Origin of the sequence: Glutamicibacter sp. AOP12-B1-11 (assembly GCF_052379245.1) — a bacterium.
Lineage (GTDB): Bacteria > Actinomycetota > Actinomycetes > Actinomycetales > Micrococcaceae > Glutamicibacter.
Genome location: NZ_JBQSYL010000016.1, coordinates 29,983 through 49,434, shown reverse-complemented (window position 1 = coordinate 49,434; position 19,452 = coordinate 29,983). Strand labels below are relative to the sequence as shown.

The following is a 19,452-nucleotide window of genomic DNA, read 5'->3' as shown; positions in this document are numbered from 1 at the left end:
GCGCCAAGATGGGGAACCCGGTCATCCGGGTTCCCCATCTCTTTGGACACTCACCAGCGGGGTGAGGGCTTTGCGGAAATATTTGCGGGCTACGCCCCGGACCTGCTGCCAGCAGCCGGTCCGGGGCTTAGCCGCTTATTTCCTTAGCTCTGCCGGCCGCGGCGACGTGCAGCCATGGTCAGGACTACACCACCAGCGGCGGCCAGTAGGCCGAGCAGCGAGTACCAGACAACTTCGGCACCGGTGTTAGCCAGGCCATCCTTGTCCTTGCTATCGTTCGAACCATTCTGGTCCGAACCCTCGTTATCCGAGTCGTTCCCGGAGCCATCGTTGCCAACAACCTGGAATTCGCCGGAGTCCAGGACCTTGCCGTTTTCATCCTTCGTGTTGACGGTGTAGGTGCCCTCCTCGGCGTCTTCTGGAATCTGCACCTTCAGTTCGAAGGCGCAGCTCTCGTCGATGACGACCATGCCCTTGGCACTGGCCTCGGCCAGGGAGAGCTCGATGGTTTTGCCGTCCACGCCGGTGATTTCTACCGTAATGGTCTCACCCTCGGTGTAGCCGGTGCCGTTGATGGTGATGTTCTCACCCGGGTTCACCTGCGTCGGGTTGATGCTCAGCGCGGTCTCGGTTGCGCAGGTGTCGGTTGGGGTGTCGCGGATCGTGATGCTCCGTGACTCCTCATTGCCATCTGGGTCAACCGTGACGATCTGGTACTCACCGTCTTCGATGTCCTCGGGAATGACGAGTTCCGTGTGGATCTCGCCGTTCTCGTCGCTTTCAACCTCGATCTCGTGGATGACATTGCCATCCTTGTCACGCAGTTCGATCACGATCGGAGTGTTCGGCGCATAGCCTTCGCCATCGATGGTGATGGTGTCGCCCGGACCTGCATTGTCGGGGTTCACGGTGAACTCCGGGTTCAGTTCCGAGTCGCCATCCTGGAAGGTGATGCCTGCGTCAACCTCGGTGGTGGTTGGCGCGGACTGCGAGAGGGTGACCACGGCGCTGCGGCCGTTGTCGCCGGCATCCGAGTCAACTGCGCGGTTATCCCCTGCGGCCGAAGGCGAGAACGTTCCGCCCTGCGGTGCCACGAATTCAACCGTGTACTGGCCCTGGTTCAATCCTGCGAAGGAGTACATTCCATCCTCGCCGGTCACCGTGGTGATCGGGTTGCCTTCGGTGGAAAGTACCGCGTTGCCCTCGGCGTCGAGCAGGTTCACCCGCACGTCGCCCTGGCCGCGCTCGCCCTCGGACTGCAGTCCGTCGGCGTTCTCATCGAACCAGACGAAGTCGCCGATGGAGCCGCTGCCGGATCCGTCGCCATTGCCGTTGCCTTCGACAACCACCAAGGTGGTGCTGTCTTCGTTGCCTTCGGCGTCGGTGGCCTGCACCTGGTACTGGCCCGGTGCCCGATCCGCTGGAACCATCAGCGCCACGCTGAAGTGTCCGTTGTCATCGGTGGTGGAGATGATTGGATCCCCCACCGGGTTTCCTTCGCCGTCGGTGAGCACCACGCGAATCTCGCTGTTTGGCGCGTAGCCCTCGCCGGTGACCTGGGTTTCTTCACCCGGCTGCACTTCGGCCGGGTCAACGGTCACGGTGGCTTCCTCCGCGGCCGGAGCGTCGACCACACCAGCGTCTACCCCGTTGTTGATCGGTGCGACATGGCTCAGGGCGACAACTTCGGTGCGGCCATTCTCTCCGGCATCCGAGTCAATGGCGCGGTCCGAGCCTTCCATAGCTGGTGCAAAGGATGCACCCTCCGGGGCGTCGAACTCGACAATGTACTGGCGGATGGTCAGCCCGGCGAAGCGGTAGGTACCGTTCTCGTCGGTGGTGGTGGTCTTCGGGTTTCCGGAGATGTCATTGACCGGATTGCCCTCGGCATCCAGCAGCTTGACGGTGACGCCGGACAGGCCGGCTTCACCCTCGTCCTGCAGGCCGTTGCCGTTGGCATCGCGCCACACGCGGTCGCCAAGCTGTCCCGGGTTGGAGCCATTGCCCTCATCCGGATTCGCGACAACCAGGTTGGTGGAGTCGGTGTTGCCCTCGGAGTCGGTGACAACAATCTGGTATTCGCCCGGTGCCGCGTCTTCTGGCACAGCTACCGGGGTCGTGAAGTGGCCGTTCTCATCGGTGGTCACCGTGATCGGGTCCCCTACCGGGTTCCCTTCGCCATCGGTGAGCTGCACCGTGGTCTCGGAATCCGGAGCGAATCCGTCACCGGTCACCTGGGTTTCCTCGCCCGGAGCCACCTCGGCTGGATCAACGGTTACCGTTGCGTCCTCTACTGCCGGAGCGTCAACCACGCCGGCGTCAACACCCAGATTTACCGGTGCTGCGCTGGTGAGGGTCAGCACTGCGGTACGCCCATTCTCTCCGGCGTCCGAATCGAGTCCGCGGTCTTCTCCCACGCCTGCTGGCGAGAACGAAGCATCCTGCGGGGCTGCGAACTCGACGGTGTATTCACCCAAGACCAGGCCCGTGAAGCGGTACAAGCCGTTGTCGTCGGTGGTCGCGGTGATTTCGGCACCGTTGGTGTCGGTGACCGGGTTGCCCGAAGCGTCGAGCAGCTTCACGCTCACGCCGGCCAGGCCGGCTTCGCCGGAATCCTGGATGCCATCGGCATCCAGGTCGCGCCAGACACGGTCACCGAGTTCGCCATTGGCATCTGGATTAGGGGTTTCGCCGCCATCATCCGGTTCGCCCACCGTCAGCTGGGTGCTGTCGGTGTTGCCCTCGGAGTCGGTGACAACAATCTGGTATTCACCCGGAGCTGCATCCTCTGGAACAGCTAGCGGGGTTGTGAAGTGGCCGTTCTCATCGGTCGTCACCGTGATCGGGTCCCCTACCGGGTTCCCTTCACCATCGGTGAGCTGCACCGTGGTCTCGGAATCAGGAGCGAATCCGTCACCGGTCACCTGGGTTTCCTCGCCCGGTGCCACCTCGGTCGGATCAACGGTAACCGTTGCGTCCTCTACCGCCGGAGCGTCAACCACGCCGGCGTCAACGCTCAGGTTCACCGGTGCAACGGAGGTCAGTGCGATCACCGCGCTGCGTCCGTTCTCACCTGCGTCCGAATCGAGTTCGCGGTCATCCCCGGCTGCTGCAGGAGAGAACGAGGCACCTTCCGGAGCGACGAACTCAACGCTGTATTCGCCCAGTTCAAGACCGGTGAAAGTGTAGTTGCCGTTGCCGTCGGTGGTCGCGGTTACCGGTGCACCATTGGCATCGGTCACCGGGGTTCCGGCGGCATCCAATAGGTTCACGCTCACGCCGGCCAGGCCGGCTTCGCCGGCATCCTGGATGCCATCGGCATCCAGGTCGCGCCAGACGCGGTCACCGAGCTCGCCGTTGTTGCCCGCGCCGTCGGCGTCGGTGACGGTGATTGGGTTGGTGGTTTCGTTGCCGTCGGCGTCGGTCACTACGACCTGGTAGTCGCCAGGTGCCGCATCCTCCGGGACCGGCAGGGCGTTGGTGAAGTTGCCTTCGGCGTCCACCGGCGCTTCGATCGGGTCGCCGACCGGATTGCCTTCGGCGTCCTCCAACTGAATGGTGACCGTGCTATCTGGCTGGAAGCCTTCGCCGGTGACCGTGGTCTCGTCCCCGGCAGGAACTTCGGTTGGGTCAACGGTGATGCTTGGGGTATCCGGGTTTTCGGCGTCATCCGCAACCAGGCCGGCGTCCACCGTGTCGGTGGTTGGCACCTCTGCGGTCAGTGCAACAACCTCGGTGCGGCCGTTCTCGGCAGCATCCGAATCCACTGCGTCGTCATCACCCTGGTTGGCCGGTGCGAAGACCGAACCCTCCGGAGCGACGAACTCAACAATGTATTCACCGGCAGGAAGTTCTCCGAAGGAGTACTTGCCCTGATCATCGGAGGTCGTGCTGCGCGGCGTTCCGTCTTCGTTTGGAACCGCGGTGCCCGAGGCATCCAACAGGTTCACGGTGACGTTGGGAACTCCTGCTTCACCGGCATCCTGGATACCGTTGGCATTGGCGTCGGCGAATACGGTGTCACCGATGATCCCGTTGCCTGGCTCCGGGGTCTGTCCCGGATCGTTGACGGTCAACGGGCCTTGCACCGGGGTGCCGGTGGTGACGTCGGTGGCCACCACGTTGTATTCCCCTGGAGTTGCATCTGCCGGAACGGGCAGTGCGGTCTCCGGCAGGTTTCCTGCTTCGTCGGCCGGAACGGTGATCGCCTCGCCTACTGGGTTACCCTCTGCGTCGGTCAGCTGGATCTGGACGTCACCTGCGGGGGTGAAGCCGGTGCCGGTGACGTTGGTGGACTGCCCTGGATCAATTGCGGTGGGATCAACGGTCAATGCCGGGGTGATGGCATCTTCAACCGCATCGATGCGCACGCCGGCGGTGCCGAAGTTCAGGCGCCCGGCATCCGCTGCCTGCAGCAGTCCCAGGCTCAATGCGGAAACTTCGAGGCTCTCGGTGACTTCACCGTCTGGGCCCACAGCAGTGGTGACGTCCTGGCGGTTCAGCTGCACCGAAATGACCTGGGACAGCAGGGTGAAGACCGGCTCAAGCAACTGGCGGATCGGCAGCGTGATGGCGCCGGTCTTCAGGTCGGTCAAGAGCGTTTCGAAGATGGCCTTGCCACCGTCGGAAAGGATGTAATCGCGGATTGGCACCAGCGCGGTCTGGACGATTGGTCCCACCACGGTGTTAATTGCGGTCTCCAGCGTGGCGCACAAAGCCGCGCCGCCCAAGCCTTCGGATTCGCAGACCACTGGCTGCGCGTCGCCCATGAGGTTGACGCTCCAGTTGGCGGTGGCGGTATTGCCCAGCGCCGAAACTCCGGCTTCGAGGTTCAGCGTGACACTGCCCAGTGCGCCCTCAATGGCGCTCACGGCGATGGCGACAACTTCTTCCATCAGATCGTGCACCGATTCGGCGATGATCGGGTAGATTTCGTTGCTGATCAGTTCCGTGTTCGGGTTCTGGTTGTTGATGCCATCGGGCAGGTCCACGCCTTCTGGACGTTCTCCCGAATAAGCCTTGTCAAGGTCGATGTACACCTGGCCGGTGGAGAAATCGATGGTGAGGATTTCATTCTTCGAGGTGATCGGCTGAGCAAGAATCTCGTCGAAGATCTCATCCTGCATATTCGATTCGATCGTGTAGTCCAGGGTTGCGCCCGCTGGCAAGGCGTCGGTGATGCTGGTGATCATGCTGGTCAGATCGCCAAGACCGCCAACGGTCTCCTCCATGAGCTGATCGATCTGGCCGATCTGCTCGTACAGGGTTCCGGCGACGGTTTCCACCACCGGGGACTGAAGCTCGAGGTTCGCTTCCGCAACTCGGTACTGGCCGGCTCCGCCGACTCCGTCCGGGTCCTGGAATTCTCCGTCAACAGCCTGCACCCAAGCGCCACCGACTCCGGCGGTCAGCTCGGCTTTGCTCAGGATCTCGTCGGTGAGTCCGTCAACGCCGGTCTCTCGGAAGAGCGAGAGCAGGTCAAGCTTTGCGTTTCCGAAGTCCGCGGCTTGACCGTCCAGTGTTACCGAACCATCAGCACCGGCGATACCGGTGATTGCTTCGCCATTCTTGGCATCGGTTGCGGTGGAGCGCGAAAGCAAGGCTCCGAGCTCACCGTAGTCAATAATCTGGTCGATTGGTAGCTGCAGGCCGCCGAGGTCCAGCATCTCGCCGCCAAGCAGCGAGGCGTTTAGCGCGCCTTCGTCGGTTGCTGGTCCGCTTGGGAATAGCGCCCGAGTTTGCCCTCCGCCGGCGAGTTCCTGGCCGAGAAGGCTCAGGTCGATAATGCTGGCAGCAGATTCGGTTGCGTCATCTGGTGATGTGTTGATGTCTGCCATTGCTGGCAGTCCGAAGGACGTGATCGCTAGGGATGAAACTGTTCCTAACGCAAGTGGTCGTCTCCACCATCCAGCGTTAATCGCTGGTGCATTTTTTCCACGCTCAGTGCGTCGCATCGAGACAGACTCCTTGATATTTTCGGCATATTGGTCGCTAACCCCAAGGTTTCCCCAAGAAACATCCAAGCTGGCAGTGAGCTGAAAAGCAAGTGGTTCTTATTATTTTCTTAAAATGACGCTAATTTATTCTTGGGAGCTGACATGCTATTTTAAGTATCTTCAACCAATTATATGTTTAAGAATCAAGTTATCCCAGGTGGTTGCGGACCGTAAAAATAGCGCAAAAAGCTAGGGAGAGGACGCCGTGTTGAAAAATCAGGCGATTGTTCGAAAAGCGTGACGGCTAGTCGTTCGCGCGCCGCAGCGGGCGGTGCTCATTCGAGCAGCAGGTCAGGAGCTGAGGTCCATTTAGAAGCGGATGACGTTACGAAAACTCATGAATAGTTGGCATTCAATCGCTCGTGCGAAGGATCCAGCAATAGGACGCATCAGGCATGGTTAGTTGAAGTAGCTAGCTAAGAGCAAAAGCATTTACGCATACCCCATGCGGAAACAGTTTGCGTCGACATAATAAGTATCCCCTTGTGAAAGTGATGATCTATTGGTCAAACGCGAGTAATTTTGACCCTACTATGCCTATGGAGAGGCTTGCAAGCCAAGGGCAAGAATTACTCCATTGCCTGCATCTGACGTTTTGCGGGCTGTTGGCCCTTCATTCACTCTCGCCGCTCTGCGCCAACTCCGCGGAAGCAGTCTCGCTCGCTGAAGAACCTTGAGTTTTCAAGGCAGAACGCGTCAAGTGCATCGCAATTGAAAATAACAGATGAACTTACGCACCCACGCAGGTGTCATTTTTTAGCAGTTTTTTACTAGTAAAAATTACCAAGTAATTTTTCAATAATTGCCCACCGCTCGTCTTCTAGATGCTCAAGCTTTAGCCCAAAGTAAGTTCCAGTCAGGGAACCTGACTAATCGAGTACGACAAAAGGGTATGACACCGATGGAATATCGATGCCACACCCTTGCGGTCCAGCCTGCGACTCAGATCTAACCAATCCTGCCCTAGCGATCCAGTTCAGATTGCAAAGCCGCTAGATCTCGTGAATTCGACTAAACTGCGGTGTAACCACCGTCGACTAGGTGGTAGCTGCCGGTGACGAAGGACGCCGCATCACTGGCCAAGAAGGCAACCAGCGCCGCGACTTCCTCGGGCTTGCCCAAGCGATTAATTGGGTGCTTGGAAACCAAAGCATCATAGGCTTCCTTAGGCATCTGCTGCAGCAGCGGGGTGTCGATGAAGCCCGGAGCCACGCTGTTGACGCGCACACCTTCGGCGGCGTACTCAACCGCAGCGGTCTTGCTCAAGCCCACCACGGCGTGCTTCGTGGATACGTAGGCGGAGCTCCCGGCGAAGCCTACCGAGCCGAGGATCGAAGCCATGTTCACGATAGAACCGCCACCGTTCTCGCTCATGGCGACCGCTTGGGCGCGAGTGCCACGGAAAACCGCATTCAGGTTCACCGACACGACCTTGTCCCAGTCCTCATCGGTCAGCTCGCCAACCTTGGCGGCGCGGCCGCCGATACCGGCGTTGTTGACACCGACCTTCAATGGGGCCATCGCGTTGGCAGCCTTGATGGTTTCCTCGACAACTTCCGAGGAGCTGGCATCTCCAGTTACTGCAACGGCTTCGCCGCCGCTGGCCATGATTTCCTGCACGGTAGCCTCGGCCGCGTCTGCGTTTAGATCTTGAACTACGACCTTGGTTCCGTTTGCAGCCAAAAGAATGGCGATAGCCTGGCCGATTCCGGAGCCTGCCCCGGTGACGACTGCCGAACGATCTGCTACATCATACTGAGCCATGGTGAACTCACTTTCTGCTCCAAGATGGTCACGGGATTTCCGTTGGCCCTATACCAAGGACGCTACTCCGAATCGGACCAAGTGTCGATGACGCGTCAATCAAACCACTATGCTTTCGGTCACGAGCTCTCTAACGCTAAATATCGCGAGATAAGGACTCCCAAGTCGCCCTGACGTGCTGGTAGGCTCAGGCCATGGATCCAGATTTGAGTTCATTCATCACTTCCTTCGCCCGTATAGCTCAGCTGGCGGAGCAGAATCGTCCGGATCGAGTGGGTCGATTATTGACCGCTGCACTCGAAGCGCATTTAGGTGTCGCACCAGCATCGCTTCCGCTAATCGTTGAGGCTTTCGGTGCTCACCGTTTGGCCGATGCCAACATAGTCCTCGATGAGCTCGTGGCCGCAGACGAAAATTCGTCGCTTATAGGCGTCAGCGGCCAGCAACGCCATCACGCAGATTTCTCGGATCTTTTGGACCCGAACGGCGAACGCGGAATTATCGGCGAACCTGATTACACGTCTCTCCCCGTCGGCCCAGGTGAGCAGCAACGATTCCTAGGTTCAGGCATTCACCTGTTCAAGATCCATGGTTCGGCCCTCGCGGTCTATTTACGTCAGGCGAACCCGGAATACGGCCGCCTCCAAGCGCGTCTGGAGATCTTGAGCGCCGACCCACGAGCAGGCGATCTCTTCTTGGTCGACTTCCGCGAAGCCATGCGCACTTCCAGTATTTTCCGTGGCCATGTCATTTCATTTAAGACCAGCGACTATGCCGAGTCGACCGGCGGCGTCACCTTCCATCACCGCAAGCAGATGTCCACCGAAGAGCTGATCCTTCCAAACGGTATCCGTGAGCGCATTGAAGAGCAGGTTCTAGGGGTAGGACAACACCGCGAATTCCTAGCGGCACATGGCGCGCATCTAAAACGCGGAGTCCTAATGTACGGCCCTCCCGGTACAGGAAAGACCCACACCGTACGCTACCTGTCGGCAAAGGCGACCGAGCACACGGTCATCTTGCTTACCGGAAATACGCTGCCATTGGTATCGCACGCTTCGGAGATGGCCCGCGCCCTGCAGCCAGCCATCGTCGTGCTTGAAGATTGCGATCTGATTGCCGAGGACCGCAGCTTCGGACACGGCCCACAGCCATTGCTCTTTGAAGTCCTGGACGCCATGGACGGACTGGCGTCGGACGCAGATGTAACCTTCCTGCTAACTACCAACCGTGTGGAATCCTTGGAACGCGCTTTGGTGCAACGTCCCGGGCGCATCGACCTCGCTATGGAAATCCCCCGTCCCGACTTCGACGGTCGCAAGGCATTGATCAACCTCTACGGAGCGAAACTAAACATTGCCCCGGAAACCGTTGAGTCAGTGGCCGAAACCATCGAAGGAACTACCGCGTCCTTCACCCGTGAACTGGTGCGCCGAGCGATTCTTGCCGCAGCCATTGCTGGGGTAGTACCGCAAGATGCACATTTGGTCGCTGCAGCTGAAGAACTCATGGGTGACACGGCATCGTTCACTCGCAGCTTCTTGGGTGGAACCGAGAGCCCTGATTTTGGCAACGATTTAGGCGGCGAAGAAGACGGAACCTACTTCGGCTGGGTTGAATCCGGCAATGGAAGCCAGTCCACGGTTGAATACCGTGAAGATCCCTTATGACCTCGTTAGCCTAGTTCTTTGAAACCTTGCCCATGGCTCCTGCAATTGGGCGGATAAACATGGGACTGGTTAGGAACCATGCCGCGGCGACGGCTACCACCGAGATTCCGAAGACCACCAATCCCCAGAAATCAGCTACGTCTCGGGACGTGAACATGTGATTGAGGTTTCGGCGCGCACCGGTAAAAAACACCAGGAAGACGTGAACAAGAGTGAAAGCGACAAAGTAAACCATGACCGGAATGTGTACAGCTCGCGCCAATTCAATGGGGTAAAGCTTTGAGAGTTTCTCATTCTTCGCAGGCCACCAGGTAGACATGCGTGCACCTGAAATGATTGCCAGCGGCGCTGCGACGAACACCGTGATGAAGTAGGCCATCACCTGCAATGCGTTGTAGTGGATCCAACCGTTTTCTTCGGGCCAGTCCAATGAAAGATATTGGAGGCCGGCGGAGGCCATATTCGGAAAAACATCCCAACTAGTTGGGACAATGCGCATCCAGAAACCGGTGATGAATAGCGCAGCAACGAACAGCAACCCGTTGACCACCCACGCCACGTCCAGCAGCTGATGCAGCCATTGAGTAATCGAGATCTTCTTCGGCGGCTGATTTCCCGGGGAGAAGAAGGAACGTTTCTTGGCCGTCCAAAACCCCGGTGGCTTATTCTGCAGACGCACTTGCAATCCTGAACGCACAATCAAGACCATGAAGAACATATTGAGAAAGTGCTGCCACCCGAGCCAGGCAGGAATGCCCTCAGGCGTAGAAATCGGCTGGCTCGCATGTCCTGGGTATGCTGCGATGAATTCTTGGACCGAGGAGGTGGAACGCAGCCACTGAGCGGCAAGGACTGCGATGACAGCGATTGCCAGAAGCCCGCCAATCTGCAGACCGCGCTTGGCATATTTGGACGGTGTTTTACTGGCATTTCGAGAATCCAGGTTCACATCGCCATTTAAAGCATTTGCGGAGCCCGTGGAATTTTCCGATGCCAAGCTCTTCGCCGAGCGCTGAGCGGGCTCGCGCTTGCCATCAGCAATTTCAGCGGAGGCACGTTGGGCGTATTCGTCGGACGCGGGCTGCGATGCTTGGCGCAGGCGCTGCCGTTCCGGAACCGAGGATGCTTCGCCAGCAGCACGGTTGCTGGCTGCTGCAGGGATCTGCTGGTTGAATGACACGCTCGCCGGTTCGTTTGCCGGCCTGGATTCTTGCAGCGCGACAACTACCGGCACCGTCGATGGACCAGGCATGCGCCGGCCTCTATTAAGGGCCGAGCCCTGATCCTTGCTGGGAACTTCCCGGAGCTGATCATGAGAAACAGCAGCGTCAATTTCCGTGCGAGCTGGTGGCTGGGCGTTTTCAGCGGCAGGACTATTCGTGGAGACGGCCGTGGCCGTTCCGTACGGTGCGGAGGAGGAAACAAGCAACGGCGCATTTGACGCGCCCGCCATGCGGCGGCGGTTGCCGCCTGCCGGAGGAGTTGCAGCGGTTTCGGCGTGCGCAGGCTTGCCGGCAACGAGATCCTCCTGGGCTTGGAAACTTGAAGGCTCCGGCTGCGGCTGTGCTTCGATGTCCTTGCGCATCGGTGCTTCTCCGCCATTGCGGATTAGGTCCGGGGCCAGCGGAGGGATTCCAGCCATGCGCCGTTTCTGGCGTACCGGGTTTCCGATCTCATTCACGCGTTTCGCTCCATTACTATTCGCATTCACAGCCAAATCGTTCAAGTTCCCAGCTTGGGTACTTGTTCAGTTCTTGCTAGTTCCTGCGGGCGTTGATTTCGTCTACGATCCGAGGAACTACAAAGAACAAGTCTCCGACGATGCCGAAGTCGGCGATCTCAAAAATTGGTGCGTCCTCATTTTTGTCAATGGCCACAATGGTCTTGGCCGTCTGCATGCCGGCACGGTGCTGAATGGCTCCCGAAATGCCCAAGGCAATATAAAGGTCAGGTGATACTGCCACACCGGTCTGTCCCACCTGGTAGCTCTGCGGAACATAGCCGGCATCCACTGCCGCACGTGACGCGCCCACGGCCCCGCCGAAGACGTCCGCCAGCTGTTCCACGAGGTGGAAGTTCTCCTTGGAGGCAACTCCTCGGCCTCCGGATACCACCACCGGGGCGATGTTCAAGGCCGGGCGTCCGCCGTCGTGGGCAATCTCGTTCGAGCTGACCACGTGCGCTCCCGTTTGGGATGATTCCGGAACCGAGATGATCTCCACGCTTGGCTCAAGCGGCGCGGCCCGATGGGAAATGCTTCCCGAGCGCAGGGTCGCAATCATGGTGCCGCCCTCGACCGTTGATTCCGTGACGAAGTCTCCGCCGAAGACCGAATGCTTGGCGATGATCTCCCCCTCTTCCAACGCCACATCGATTGCGTCGGCTGATACCGACGAGCCAAGGCGCGCGGCCAGTCGTCCGGCGATCGCGCGACCGCTCACGGAACCATCCAGGAATACGCCCAACGGCGCCTGCTGGACAATGCACTGCTGCAGCAATGCCACCTCGTCGGTGGCAAACCGGTGGGCTCGCTCAGCGGAGAGGGTTCCGACGATGACCTGTGCCGCGCCCAGCTCGCCCAGTTTCTCGCCGATGATCCCGGCATTCGCTTCGCTGCTGAGTGCCACCACGATTGGCTCGCCCACGGCAGCTGCGGCACCGATCAGGGCGGCCACGCTGCCGAGCGGATTGCCGTCGGCGGCGGTCTCGGCCATTACAAGAATTTTCGACATTTTTTCCTCGGAGTTCAGAAGTTTTCAGGTAGCTGGACGCCGCCCTAGAGCAGGTGCTTGGATTCCAAGAAATCAACGAGCTTGCCGACTGATTCATCGTCATCGTTGAGTTTCGGACCGGTCTGCTTCGGAGGCGCCGCCACGGCGGAGACCATGACGGAGCGTTGCGGTGCATAGGCTGGACCGGCCTGGATGCCCAAATCCGCCAGCGCAACCTTCTCCAGGGTCTTCTTCTTGGACGCCATGATGCCCTTGAAAGTTGGAAAGCGCGCTTCCGCTACACGTTCGGTGACTGCGGCGACGGCTGGATAGCTGGCCGAGAGCTGCAGCTCATTTTGCTCAGTGCGCACCGATCCGCTGACCTGGCCGTCGGCCACGGCGAAACTGGACAGGTCGCTGAGCAGCGGCACTTCCAGCAACTCGGCAACCATCGCCGGGACCATGCCGCCCTTGCCATCCGTGGACTGGTTTCCTGCGAGAACGATATCGAATCCTTCTCGTTTGATGGCAGCAGCCAGGGTTTTGGCTGTCTGCAGCATGTCAGAACCCTCCAAAGCGTTATCTACGACCTGGATAGCGCGGTCAGCACCCATGGACATCGCTTTGCGCAACGTCTTTTCGGCTTCGTGAGCGCCAACGGTGAGAACCACGACCTCGGTGCTGCTGTCCTCGTCTTTCAGGCGCAAGGCGCATTCGAGCGCGCGTTCGGTAATCTCATCCGGGATCGCTTCGGTCGCGGCCCGATCCAAGATGCCGGTTTCAAGGTTGAGCCACCGAGTCTCACCGGTATCCGGAACTTGCTTGACTAGGACAATGAGTTTCATGGTCAATCCTTACCTGCTGGCCGGCATGCTGCCGGACCGGTCAATTCTTCGTGTTTTCAGCGATCCTTGAGGCCGATTCCGGCGCACCAGAAGTTGGTCATCAATTCGATCAGCTCCGGCGTAGGCTTCTTCTTTTTCCAGCCAATTTCCACTTGCGCAATATTGGTCATCATCGCCAGGATCAAGGTGGCCGATTCGCGCGCGTTGAGTTCCTCCGGGACATTCCCGGCGGCCTGCTGGCGGCGGATCCCCCGTGCGATGCGGTCGACGAACAAGTCCCTGATCACCAAGCGAATAGTACGGAATTCCTCGTCATAGTGCGCCACCTGCTCGATGACCATGGAAAGGTCCTGCGTATTGGTGTAGTTATTCACGAAACGTTCGATGGTTTCGGTAACTCGTGCGCGATAGTCCGACTTGTCCACATTGGTGACATTCGTTTGCGAAAGCCGCCCACGCACGTGCTCTTCCACTACTGCTGCGAAGACTGCCTTCTTGCTGCGGAAATGCGAATAGAACGTAGCGCGGGAGATCCCGGCCGCAAGCAATACGTCCTCGACGGAACTGTCAATGTAGCCCAGTCGCACGAACACGCTACGGGAAGCTTCCACGATCTGCGCTCGGGTGTTGATGCCGCGCTTGTAGATTGGGGCCGCTTTTGACTTGACATCGGTCCAACGGCTCAACGCGTCCAGGAACAGCGCTACTTCAGCCTGCCTTGCCTCGCTCTTGGGGCCGCTGTCCGCTTCTACGGGTGCTTCGGTTTGCATGGTCTTCATCCTTCAAGCTGAAGTCAATTTAGCTAAATTGTGCCAGTTTTCATTAGCCTTTAGCATCTAAAGCCCTAATGGAACCGTGCGCAGGGCCTCGGCCTCGCGTTCGTTCATGCCCAAGAGCCTGCCCAGCACCTCAGCTTGGTCTTGCCCGACCTTGGGCGCGACGCTTAAAGCAGCTCCCGGTTGCTGGGTGGACATCTTCAGCGGATTGCCGACTACCGGTACCCGTCCGTTTTCCGGATGGTCGATGAATCGGATCATTTCGCGCTCGATTAAATGCGGGTCTTGGTCAACCTCCCGCAGGGTCTTGACCGGGGAGAAGGGAACTCCGGCGCTGCCCAGCAGATCCGAGATCTCCGCGCGGGTCAGCTTGCTGGTGGCCCCAGTAACCAGCGCGTCGATTTCTTCCATATGCTCCGCCCGGCTCACCGGATCGGCAAAGCGCGGTTCCTCGATGGCCTCGGCGAAATCCAGCGCCTTGGCCAAGCGGGTCCAGTGATTATCTGAGGCGCAGATAATCGCCAGCCAGCCATCGGCCGCGCGATAGACGTTGTATGGAGCAATGGCCAGCCCGGAGTGCTGGTTGCCGGTGCGCTCGGGCAGCTGATCGCCGGGTTGGTTGTACAGCGCGCTGAGCGCAGAGGTCAGCATGGGATAGATGGTGTCATGCATTGACACCTCCACGATTTGCCCCGCGCCGGTAAGCGTCCGGTCGAACAGGGCCGCCATCGCGCCGCCGAACAGATGGATGCCGCCAGAAAAATCCGTAAAGGCCGGTCCTGACTTAACCGGAGGCCCGTCTGCGAAGCCAGTGGTGCCGATTGCGCCGGACATTGCCTGGACCGTCAGATCCATGGCCGGCATCTTCGAGTATGGTCCGCTGCTCCCATAGCCCTTGCCCGAAGCAATCACTAGGCGGGGATTGCGTTCCAGCAGCGATTCAAGTGCCAGGCCAAGACGTTCAAGGGTATTTGGCGCATAGTTTTCAATGAGCACGTCGGCCCGGTCGACCAGCTTCAGGAAGGTCTCTTTGCCGTCATCGCTTTTCAGATCCAAGGCGATGCTCTTCTTATTGGAGTTGAGCATGACAAATTCCTGCGGGTCCGCGTCTCCGCGGGCACGAGTGCGCAGGCGTTCGCCGCCCAGCGGCTCTACCTTGATGACTTCCGCGCCCAGGTGGGCAAACAGCAAACCGCAGTATGGGCCGTTGTAGATATGCCCGAGTTCAAGGACGATGAGATTGGAAAATGATTTCAGCACGAGTTCTACCTTTACTGGAGGCTTTTAGCGGGAGCGGAACTGGAGTTCCTGGCTTGCCGCGTCCGCGGCGAGCTTGAGCCGTTCCACGGTGGCCACGACATCGGACCCGCGAGTCAGGCCGTCCGATCCCCAGACGGTCATCGAGAACAAGCACGCTCCGTCCTTATCGAAGACCGGGGCGGTGGCCGAATGGAATTCGTATTCACCTTCATGGGTGACATCCGCGGCGTTGAACGTCTCGGCGGCGTCGTTGACAACCGCCATGAGCCGCTGCCGCGCCTCGGGATCCCGTCCGCCGTAGGCAATCTGTGCCGAATGCTCGATGCCGCTGCCGCGTTCATGTCCGATCCCGGCAGCGTAGCCGCGTTCGCGGACCTTGGCCAGGCCTGCCTCGAAATGCGTCTGCAGCGCCGGGTCGGCGTCCGGATGACCCTGCGCGAGCCACTGGGCCTCGGCTTCCGGCCCCCCGAACGCCGCAAAGACTCCGCCGATCGGCGGCATGAATGGCACATGGATGCCCACCCGGCTGGAGCGGCCCTGGCGGGTGGAAGAGCCTGCCGACCCGACGTTGATCAGTTCGGTCTCCACCCGTGTCATGATGCTCACCTCGGCAACCAATTCGGCCGCCAGGCGTTCCATATGCGGACGGATCAGGTCCAGCTGGCTCAAGACCTTGACCGGGATGTCGGTGCTGATGGCCATGGAACCGGGCGCGAACGAGCCGTAGCCTCCGCGGTAGAAGAGCAAGGGCAAACTAGAGCTGAGCGTGAACAGATCCAGCACGCTGCCCATCACCCAGTCGTGGTCCCCCGCGTCGGATACCGACTGCATCTCGCAGTCGACGAAGGCGACCGAGTCGGTCAGGATCGGGCTGCCGTTCTTGGACAGCTCCCATTCGAAGCCTTCGAGCTTATCCGTCTTGCGCGAGGCCACCGCTCGGCACAGATCCTCCTGGTCGCTGGCCAGCACGTTGATGCCGAATCGTGTGCTCGTGCGGTTCTGCAATGCGGCCCATGAGGACGAAGTCTTGGTTGGCAGGAAGCCGACCAAGGCTGGCTCCAAGGACACCGAAACGAAGGACCCGACGGTCATCGCCAGGGGCTGCCCGGCGTCGTCCATTCCGGTGACGATGACAACTCCGGTGGGGAAAGCCCCCAGCACCCGGCGGAATTCAAAGGCATCGATCTTTGCCATGGCTAGTTCTCCTGATTTCATTGTGCGCTCCCGAGGATTCGACGTGGATTGGCGAGCATCATCTGATCAATGTCCGAGTCCGAAACGCCCAGGTTCCGCAAATCGGGGACGACGCTGTCCATGATTTCGCTGGCTCGCCATTTCGGCAGCCGTTCGGCACGCGCCTCATCCGGGAAGTTCATGGAGTAGGCCGATGAGTCGGTGGCGATGACGACCTGCTGGGCATAGCCCTGCTGGCATAGTTCCTTCACGGCGTGCAGCCGCTTTTCGTAGGGCAGCTTGGAGTCCAGTCCAAAGCGGTCCATGCCCAGTATGGACCCGCGGTCCGCAATCTGCTTCAGGTAGTCCAGGTCTTCGCTGTCTCCGCAGTGGCCGATGACCACGCCACCCAGGTCGACTCCGCGCGAGGCCAGGTAGTCCTGCTGGTCCAGGCCGTTGCGCTGGCTCGGGTTCGAGTGCGTGAAGATCGGTGCCCCGGTTTCCAGATGGGCATCGGCCACCGCCTGCATGACGTTCAAGACGCCTTCGGAGAAGCCGTAGTGGTCCGTGGCGAACTTCAGCACCCCGGCCTTGACTCCGGTGCCATCGACGCCATCGCGGATATCGCGGATGAAGAGCTCGGTCAGCCGATCGCTTCCGCCGAGCAGGCGGCCGGGTCCATTGAGCGTGGCGAAGGTCGGCGCGTCGTGGAAGGTGTACCAGCCGGTGGCCGCGATGATGTTCATCTCCGTGCGCTCGGCTACGCGCTTGACCAAGGGGATGTTCCGGCCATTGCCCATCACGGTCAAGTCGACAATGGTGTCGATGCCGTTGGCCTTGACCCCATTCAAATACTCCACCGCGCGGTCAACCAGGTCATCTGCTGGAAACTGGCCCGGGTAGTTCAGGAACAGCTCGGCGTTCAGCACGAAGACGTGTTCATGCATCAGCGTCGCGCCCAGGCGGTCGGCAGGAAGTTCCCCGGTGAATGTGGTAATCATCGTCTTGGTCCTCTCTGGAAATCGAGGTAGTGGGTGGGAGCCCGGAGGTCGGATAAGGATGGTCCGGCCTCCGGGAGGACGTTGGTCAATAGGCTACGTCTTGCCGGGCAAGCTGCCGCTACTCGGGTCGTTGCGGAAGAATGATCTCGTTGTATACGCGCTCGGCAAAGGGCTCATAGTATTCCAGGTCAGCGGGATCCACCGAGCCCTCGTACCAATCGGTGAATTCAGTGACTTCGCCTTTTTCCCCGTATCCCAGCTCTTCGGCGATGCCGGTCCACTTCTCGATGGACGAGGCTACCGCTGCGTTCACGGCCTTGCCGTCCAGGTTCTTGGAATTCTCGACCTGCGCCAGCAGTTCCTTGTTGGATTCCGCGATCGCGGCCTCGCTCTTCGCGTCAAGGTAGTCCAGCTTGCCACCCTGCTCTTCGGCGGTCTCGGTTGCGATCTTCAAGCTGGCTATGGCGTTGAAGTCCTCGCCGGCCACGTAGCCCTCCATGCGGTCGAACATCAGCTGCTGCACCAGCAGCGGCAGCCCCTCCCAGGAGGAGCCGGCCACCAGGGCGCCTGCGCCCGGAGCGAAGCTGGCGTCCTTCGGAATGCTGATGAACGGAGCGACTTCGAGCCAGCCCACGGAGACAGCGGTTGCGGTTGACTGCAGCGAGCAGTTCAGCACGCCGCGTTCCAGCGCTTCATAGGTTTCGGCCAGTTCCACGGAAGTCAACACGCCGCCCAGCGCCTTGGCCTGGATTTCGTGGGCCGCCGCATTGCCGCGGATTTGGGAGCCGGCCCAATCCGCGGGTTCTTGCTGGTCTTCCCGGCAGATCACCGAGGTGTTGCCGTTGGGGTTGGCCGGGTGCAAGACGTGCATACCGCGGTCCTCGTAGTTGGCCATGACCTCGGGGGTATTGAAGCCTACCTCCATCATGACCGCGTGCGAGACGAACTCGCCGACCACCGGGCTGCTGGGAAGCTGGACCAGCGACGTGGACATGTCCACGAAGGCGGCCATTTCCTGCGGTTCATAGGTGGTGTAGTAATGCGCGATGTCCAATCGGCCATCCTGCAGCGCCCCGGGAACCTCGGTTGGCTTCGCGATCGCCCCGGCCGCATGGGATTCGATGGTGACCTTGCCACCGGACCATTCCTCCACGGACTCAGCCCATTTCAGATCTCGTTGGGCCGAGAAGGACTTGGGGTTGGTGCTGGAATACTGGAAGTCCAGGGTGATCGGCTCAATATCTTCAAAGGCAGCGATGTACTGCTCCTTCGTCGCGCCTGGGGCAATACCTGCGCCACCGGCACGATCTTCGTTGCCGCCGGAGGAGTTCAGACCCCCGGCGCATGAGGTCAATCCCAGCGCTGCCACGGCGAGCATGGACAGCGCGCCGGCAAAATACTTGCGTGAAAACATTGTTTTTCCCTAATCCGATCGTTGAGTTCTAGGACTGGCTGAAGTGCTTGATTGCTCCCTTGAGGCCCTTGTCCTTCATCAGCGCCTTCACCTCGCCGATCGAGTCGGCCGTATGCGAAATGGCATCCCATTCCGCACCTGCGCGCAGTGATTCCACGAAGCCCTGGCGGTCGTACACCTTGTTCAAGGCCTGCTTCTTCAGGTAGAGCAAATCCAAGGGGGTCTTGGCCACGCGGCCGGCCATGGTCTTTGCGCTTTCCAGCGCGGTTCCTTCCGGCACGGCCTTGTTGGCCCAGCCCAGCTCCGCGGCTTCGATGCCGCTCATTGAATTGCCCGCGATAAAGGACAATTCCTTGGCCTTGCGCATGCCGATATGCCACAGCGATACCGGAGAGAGCAGCCCGCCGCCCAATGGAATCGATGGCCATCCGATGTTCGCGGTCTCGGAGGCGATCACCAGATCGCTGCAGGAGACCAGCATGGTCGCTCCGCCCAGGCAGTGCCCTTCGATAGCTGCAATCAGCGGCTTGGGGAAACGGTAGACGCGTTCCCACAGGTCGATTTTCTCCTGGAGATTGCGCCAGTCCTCATAGGCCGTCTTCGAACCGTATCCGGAGACCACATCGTACCCGGCGCTGAAGTTCTTCCCGCTGCCGCGCAGGATCACCACCGAGATCTCGTCATCATCCGCCAATTCCGACAGCGCGGACATGAGCCCTTCGAGCAGCGCGTTGTTGAAGGCGTTGATCTTCTCCGGGCGGTTCAGGGAGAGGATCGCGGTTTTCTTCTCGACATCGCGCTCAACCAGCACGACCTGGGTATCGGAAATTACTTCAGTCATC

12 protein-coding genes are annotated in these 19,452 nt (G+C 59.9%); 1 reads left to right on the top strand and 11 read right to left on the bottom strand.

The annotated features are described in order from the left end of the window. Nucleotides 1-143 precede the first annotated feature (143 nt). Both ACT3UQ_RS11065 and ACT3UQ_RS11060 read right to left on the bottom strand, forming a co-directional pair. Nucleotides 144-5,837, bottom strand: a complete 5,694-nt coding sequence (locus tag ACT3UQ_RS11065) for an SdrD B-like domain-containing protein (protein WP_444637103.1) — start codon at nucleotides 5,835-5,837, stop codon at nucleotides 144-146. A gap of 1,170 nt (nucleotides 5,838-7,007) precedes the next feature. Beyond that, nucleotides 7,008-7,760, bottom strand: coding sequence for an SDR family NAD(P)-dependent oxidoreductase (locus ACT3UQ_RS11060; protein ID WP_105552646.1), 753 nt, complete (start codon nucleotides 7,758-7,760; stop codon nucleotides 7,008-7,010). Nucleotides 7,761-7,954: 194 nt separating this feature from the next. Between ACT3UQ_RS11060 and ACT3UQ_RS11055 the strand changes: the two genes are divergently transcribed. After that, a complete protein-coding gene (locus ACT3UQ_RS11055) occupies nucleotides 7,955-9,430 on the top strand; it encodes an AAA family ATPase (RefSeq protein ID WP_105552645.1) in 1,476 nt (491 codons plus the stop codon). A gap of 10 nt (nucleotides 9,431-9,440) precedes the next feature. On the opposite strand, the gene ACT3UQ_RS11050 is transcribed toward ACT3UQ_RS11055, so the two are convergent. From ACT3UQ_RS11050 to ACT3UQ_RS11010, 9 genes are all read right to left on the bottom strand, one after another. Next, complete coding sequence (locus ACT3UQ_RS11050; protein WP_258133896.1) at nucleotides 9,441-11,111, bottom strand: cytochrome b/b6 domain-containing protein; 1,671 nt, start codon at nucleotides 11,109-11,111, stop codon at nucleotides 9,441-9,443. A gap of 76 nt (nucleotides 11,112-11,187) precedes the next feature. Further along, entirely contained in the window at nucleotides 11,188-12,144 is a 957-nt protein-coding gene (locus ACT3UQ_RS11045) for an electron transfer flavoprotein subunit alpha/FixB family protein (RefSeq protein ID WP_444637102.1), read from the bottom strand. A gap of 62 nt (nucleotides 12,145-12,206) precedes the next feature. Then, nucleotides 12,207-12,986, bottom strand: a complete 780-nt coding sequence (locus ACT3UQ_RS11040; protein WP_105552643.1) for an electron transfer flavoprotein subunit beta/FixA family protein — start codon at nucleotides 12,984-12,986, stop codon at nucleotides 12,207-12,209. Between the two features lie 56 nt (nucleotides 12,987-13,042). Continuing rightward, nucleotides 13,043-13,756 (bottom strand): TetR/AcrR family transcriptional regulator, encoded by a 714-nt coding sequence (locus ACT3UQ_RS11035; protein ID WP_181148352.1) that lies wholly within the window; start codon nucleotides 13,754-13,756, stop codon nucleotides 13,043-13,045. A gap of 66 nt (nucleotides 13,757-13,822) precedes the next feature. Beyond that, nucleotides 13,823-15,022, bottom strand: coding sequence for a CaiB/BaiF CoA transferase family protein (locus ACT3UQ_RS11030; RefSeq protein WP_444637101.1), 1,200 nt, complete (start codon nucleotides 15,020-15,022; stop codon nucleotides 13,823-13,825). A gap of 24 nt (nucleotides 15,023-15,046) precedes the next feature. After that, nucleotides 15,047-16,216: a flavin reductase gene (locus tag ACT3UQ_RS11025; protein ID WP_181148350.1), complete on the bottom strand. Its 1,170-nt coding sequence runs from the start codon at nucleotides 16,214-16,216 to the stop codon at nucleotides 15,047-15,049. 17 nt (nucleotides 16,217-16,233) lie between these two features. Then, nucleotides 16,234-17,196 (bottom strand): phosphotriesterase family protein, encoded by a 963-nt coding sequence (locus tag ACT3UQ_RS11020; RefSeq protein WP_105569463.1) that lies wholly within the window; start codon nucleotides 17,194-17,196, stop codon nucleotides 16,234-16,236. Nucleotides 17,197-17,314: 118 nt separating this feature from the next. Then, a complete protein-coding gene (dctP, locus tag ACT3UQ_RS11015) occupies nucleotides 17,315-18,610 on the bottom strand; it encodes a TRAP transporter substrate-binding protein DctP (protein ID WP_105552639.1) in 1,296 nt (431 codons plus the stop codon). Nucleotides 18,611-18,638: 28 nt separating this feature from the next. Further along, nucleotides 18,639-19,451: an enoyl-CoA hydratase/isomerase family protein gene (locus ACT3UQ_RS11010; protein ID WP_105569462.1), complete on the bottom strand. Its 813-nt coding sequence runs from the start codon at nucleotides 19,449-19,451 to the stop codon at nucleotides 18,639-18,641. Between the last annotated feature and the right edge of the window lies 1 nt (nucleotide 19,452).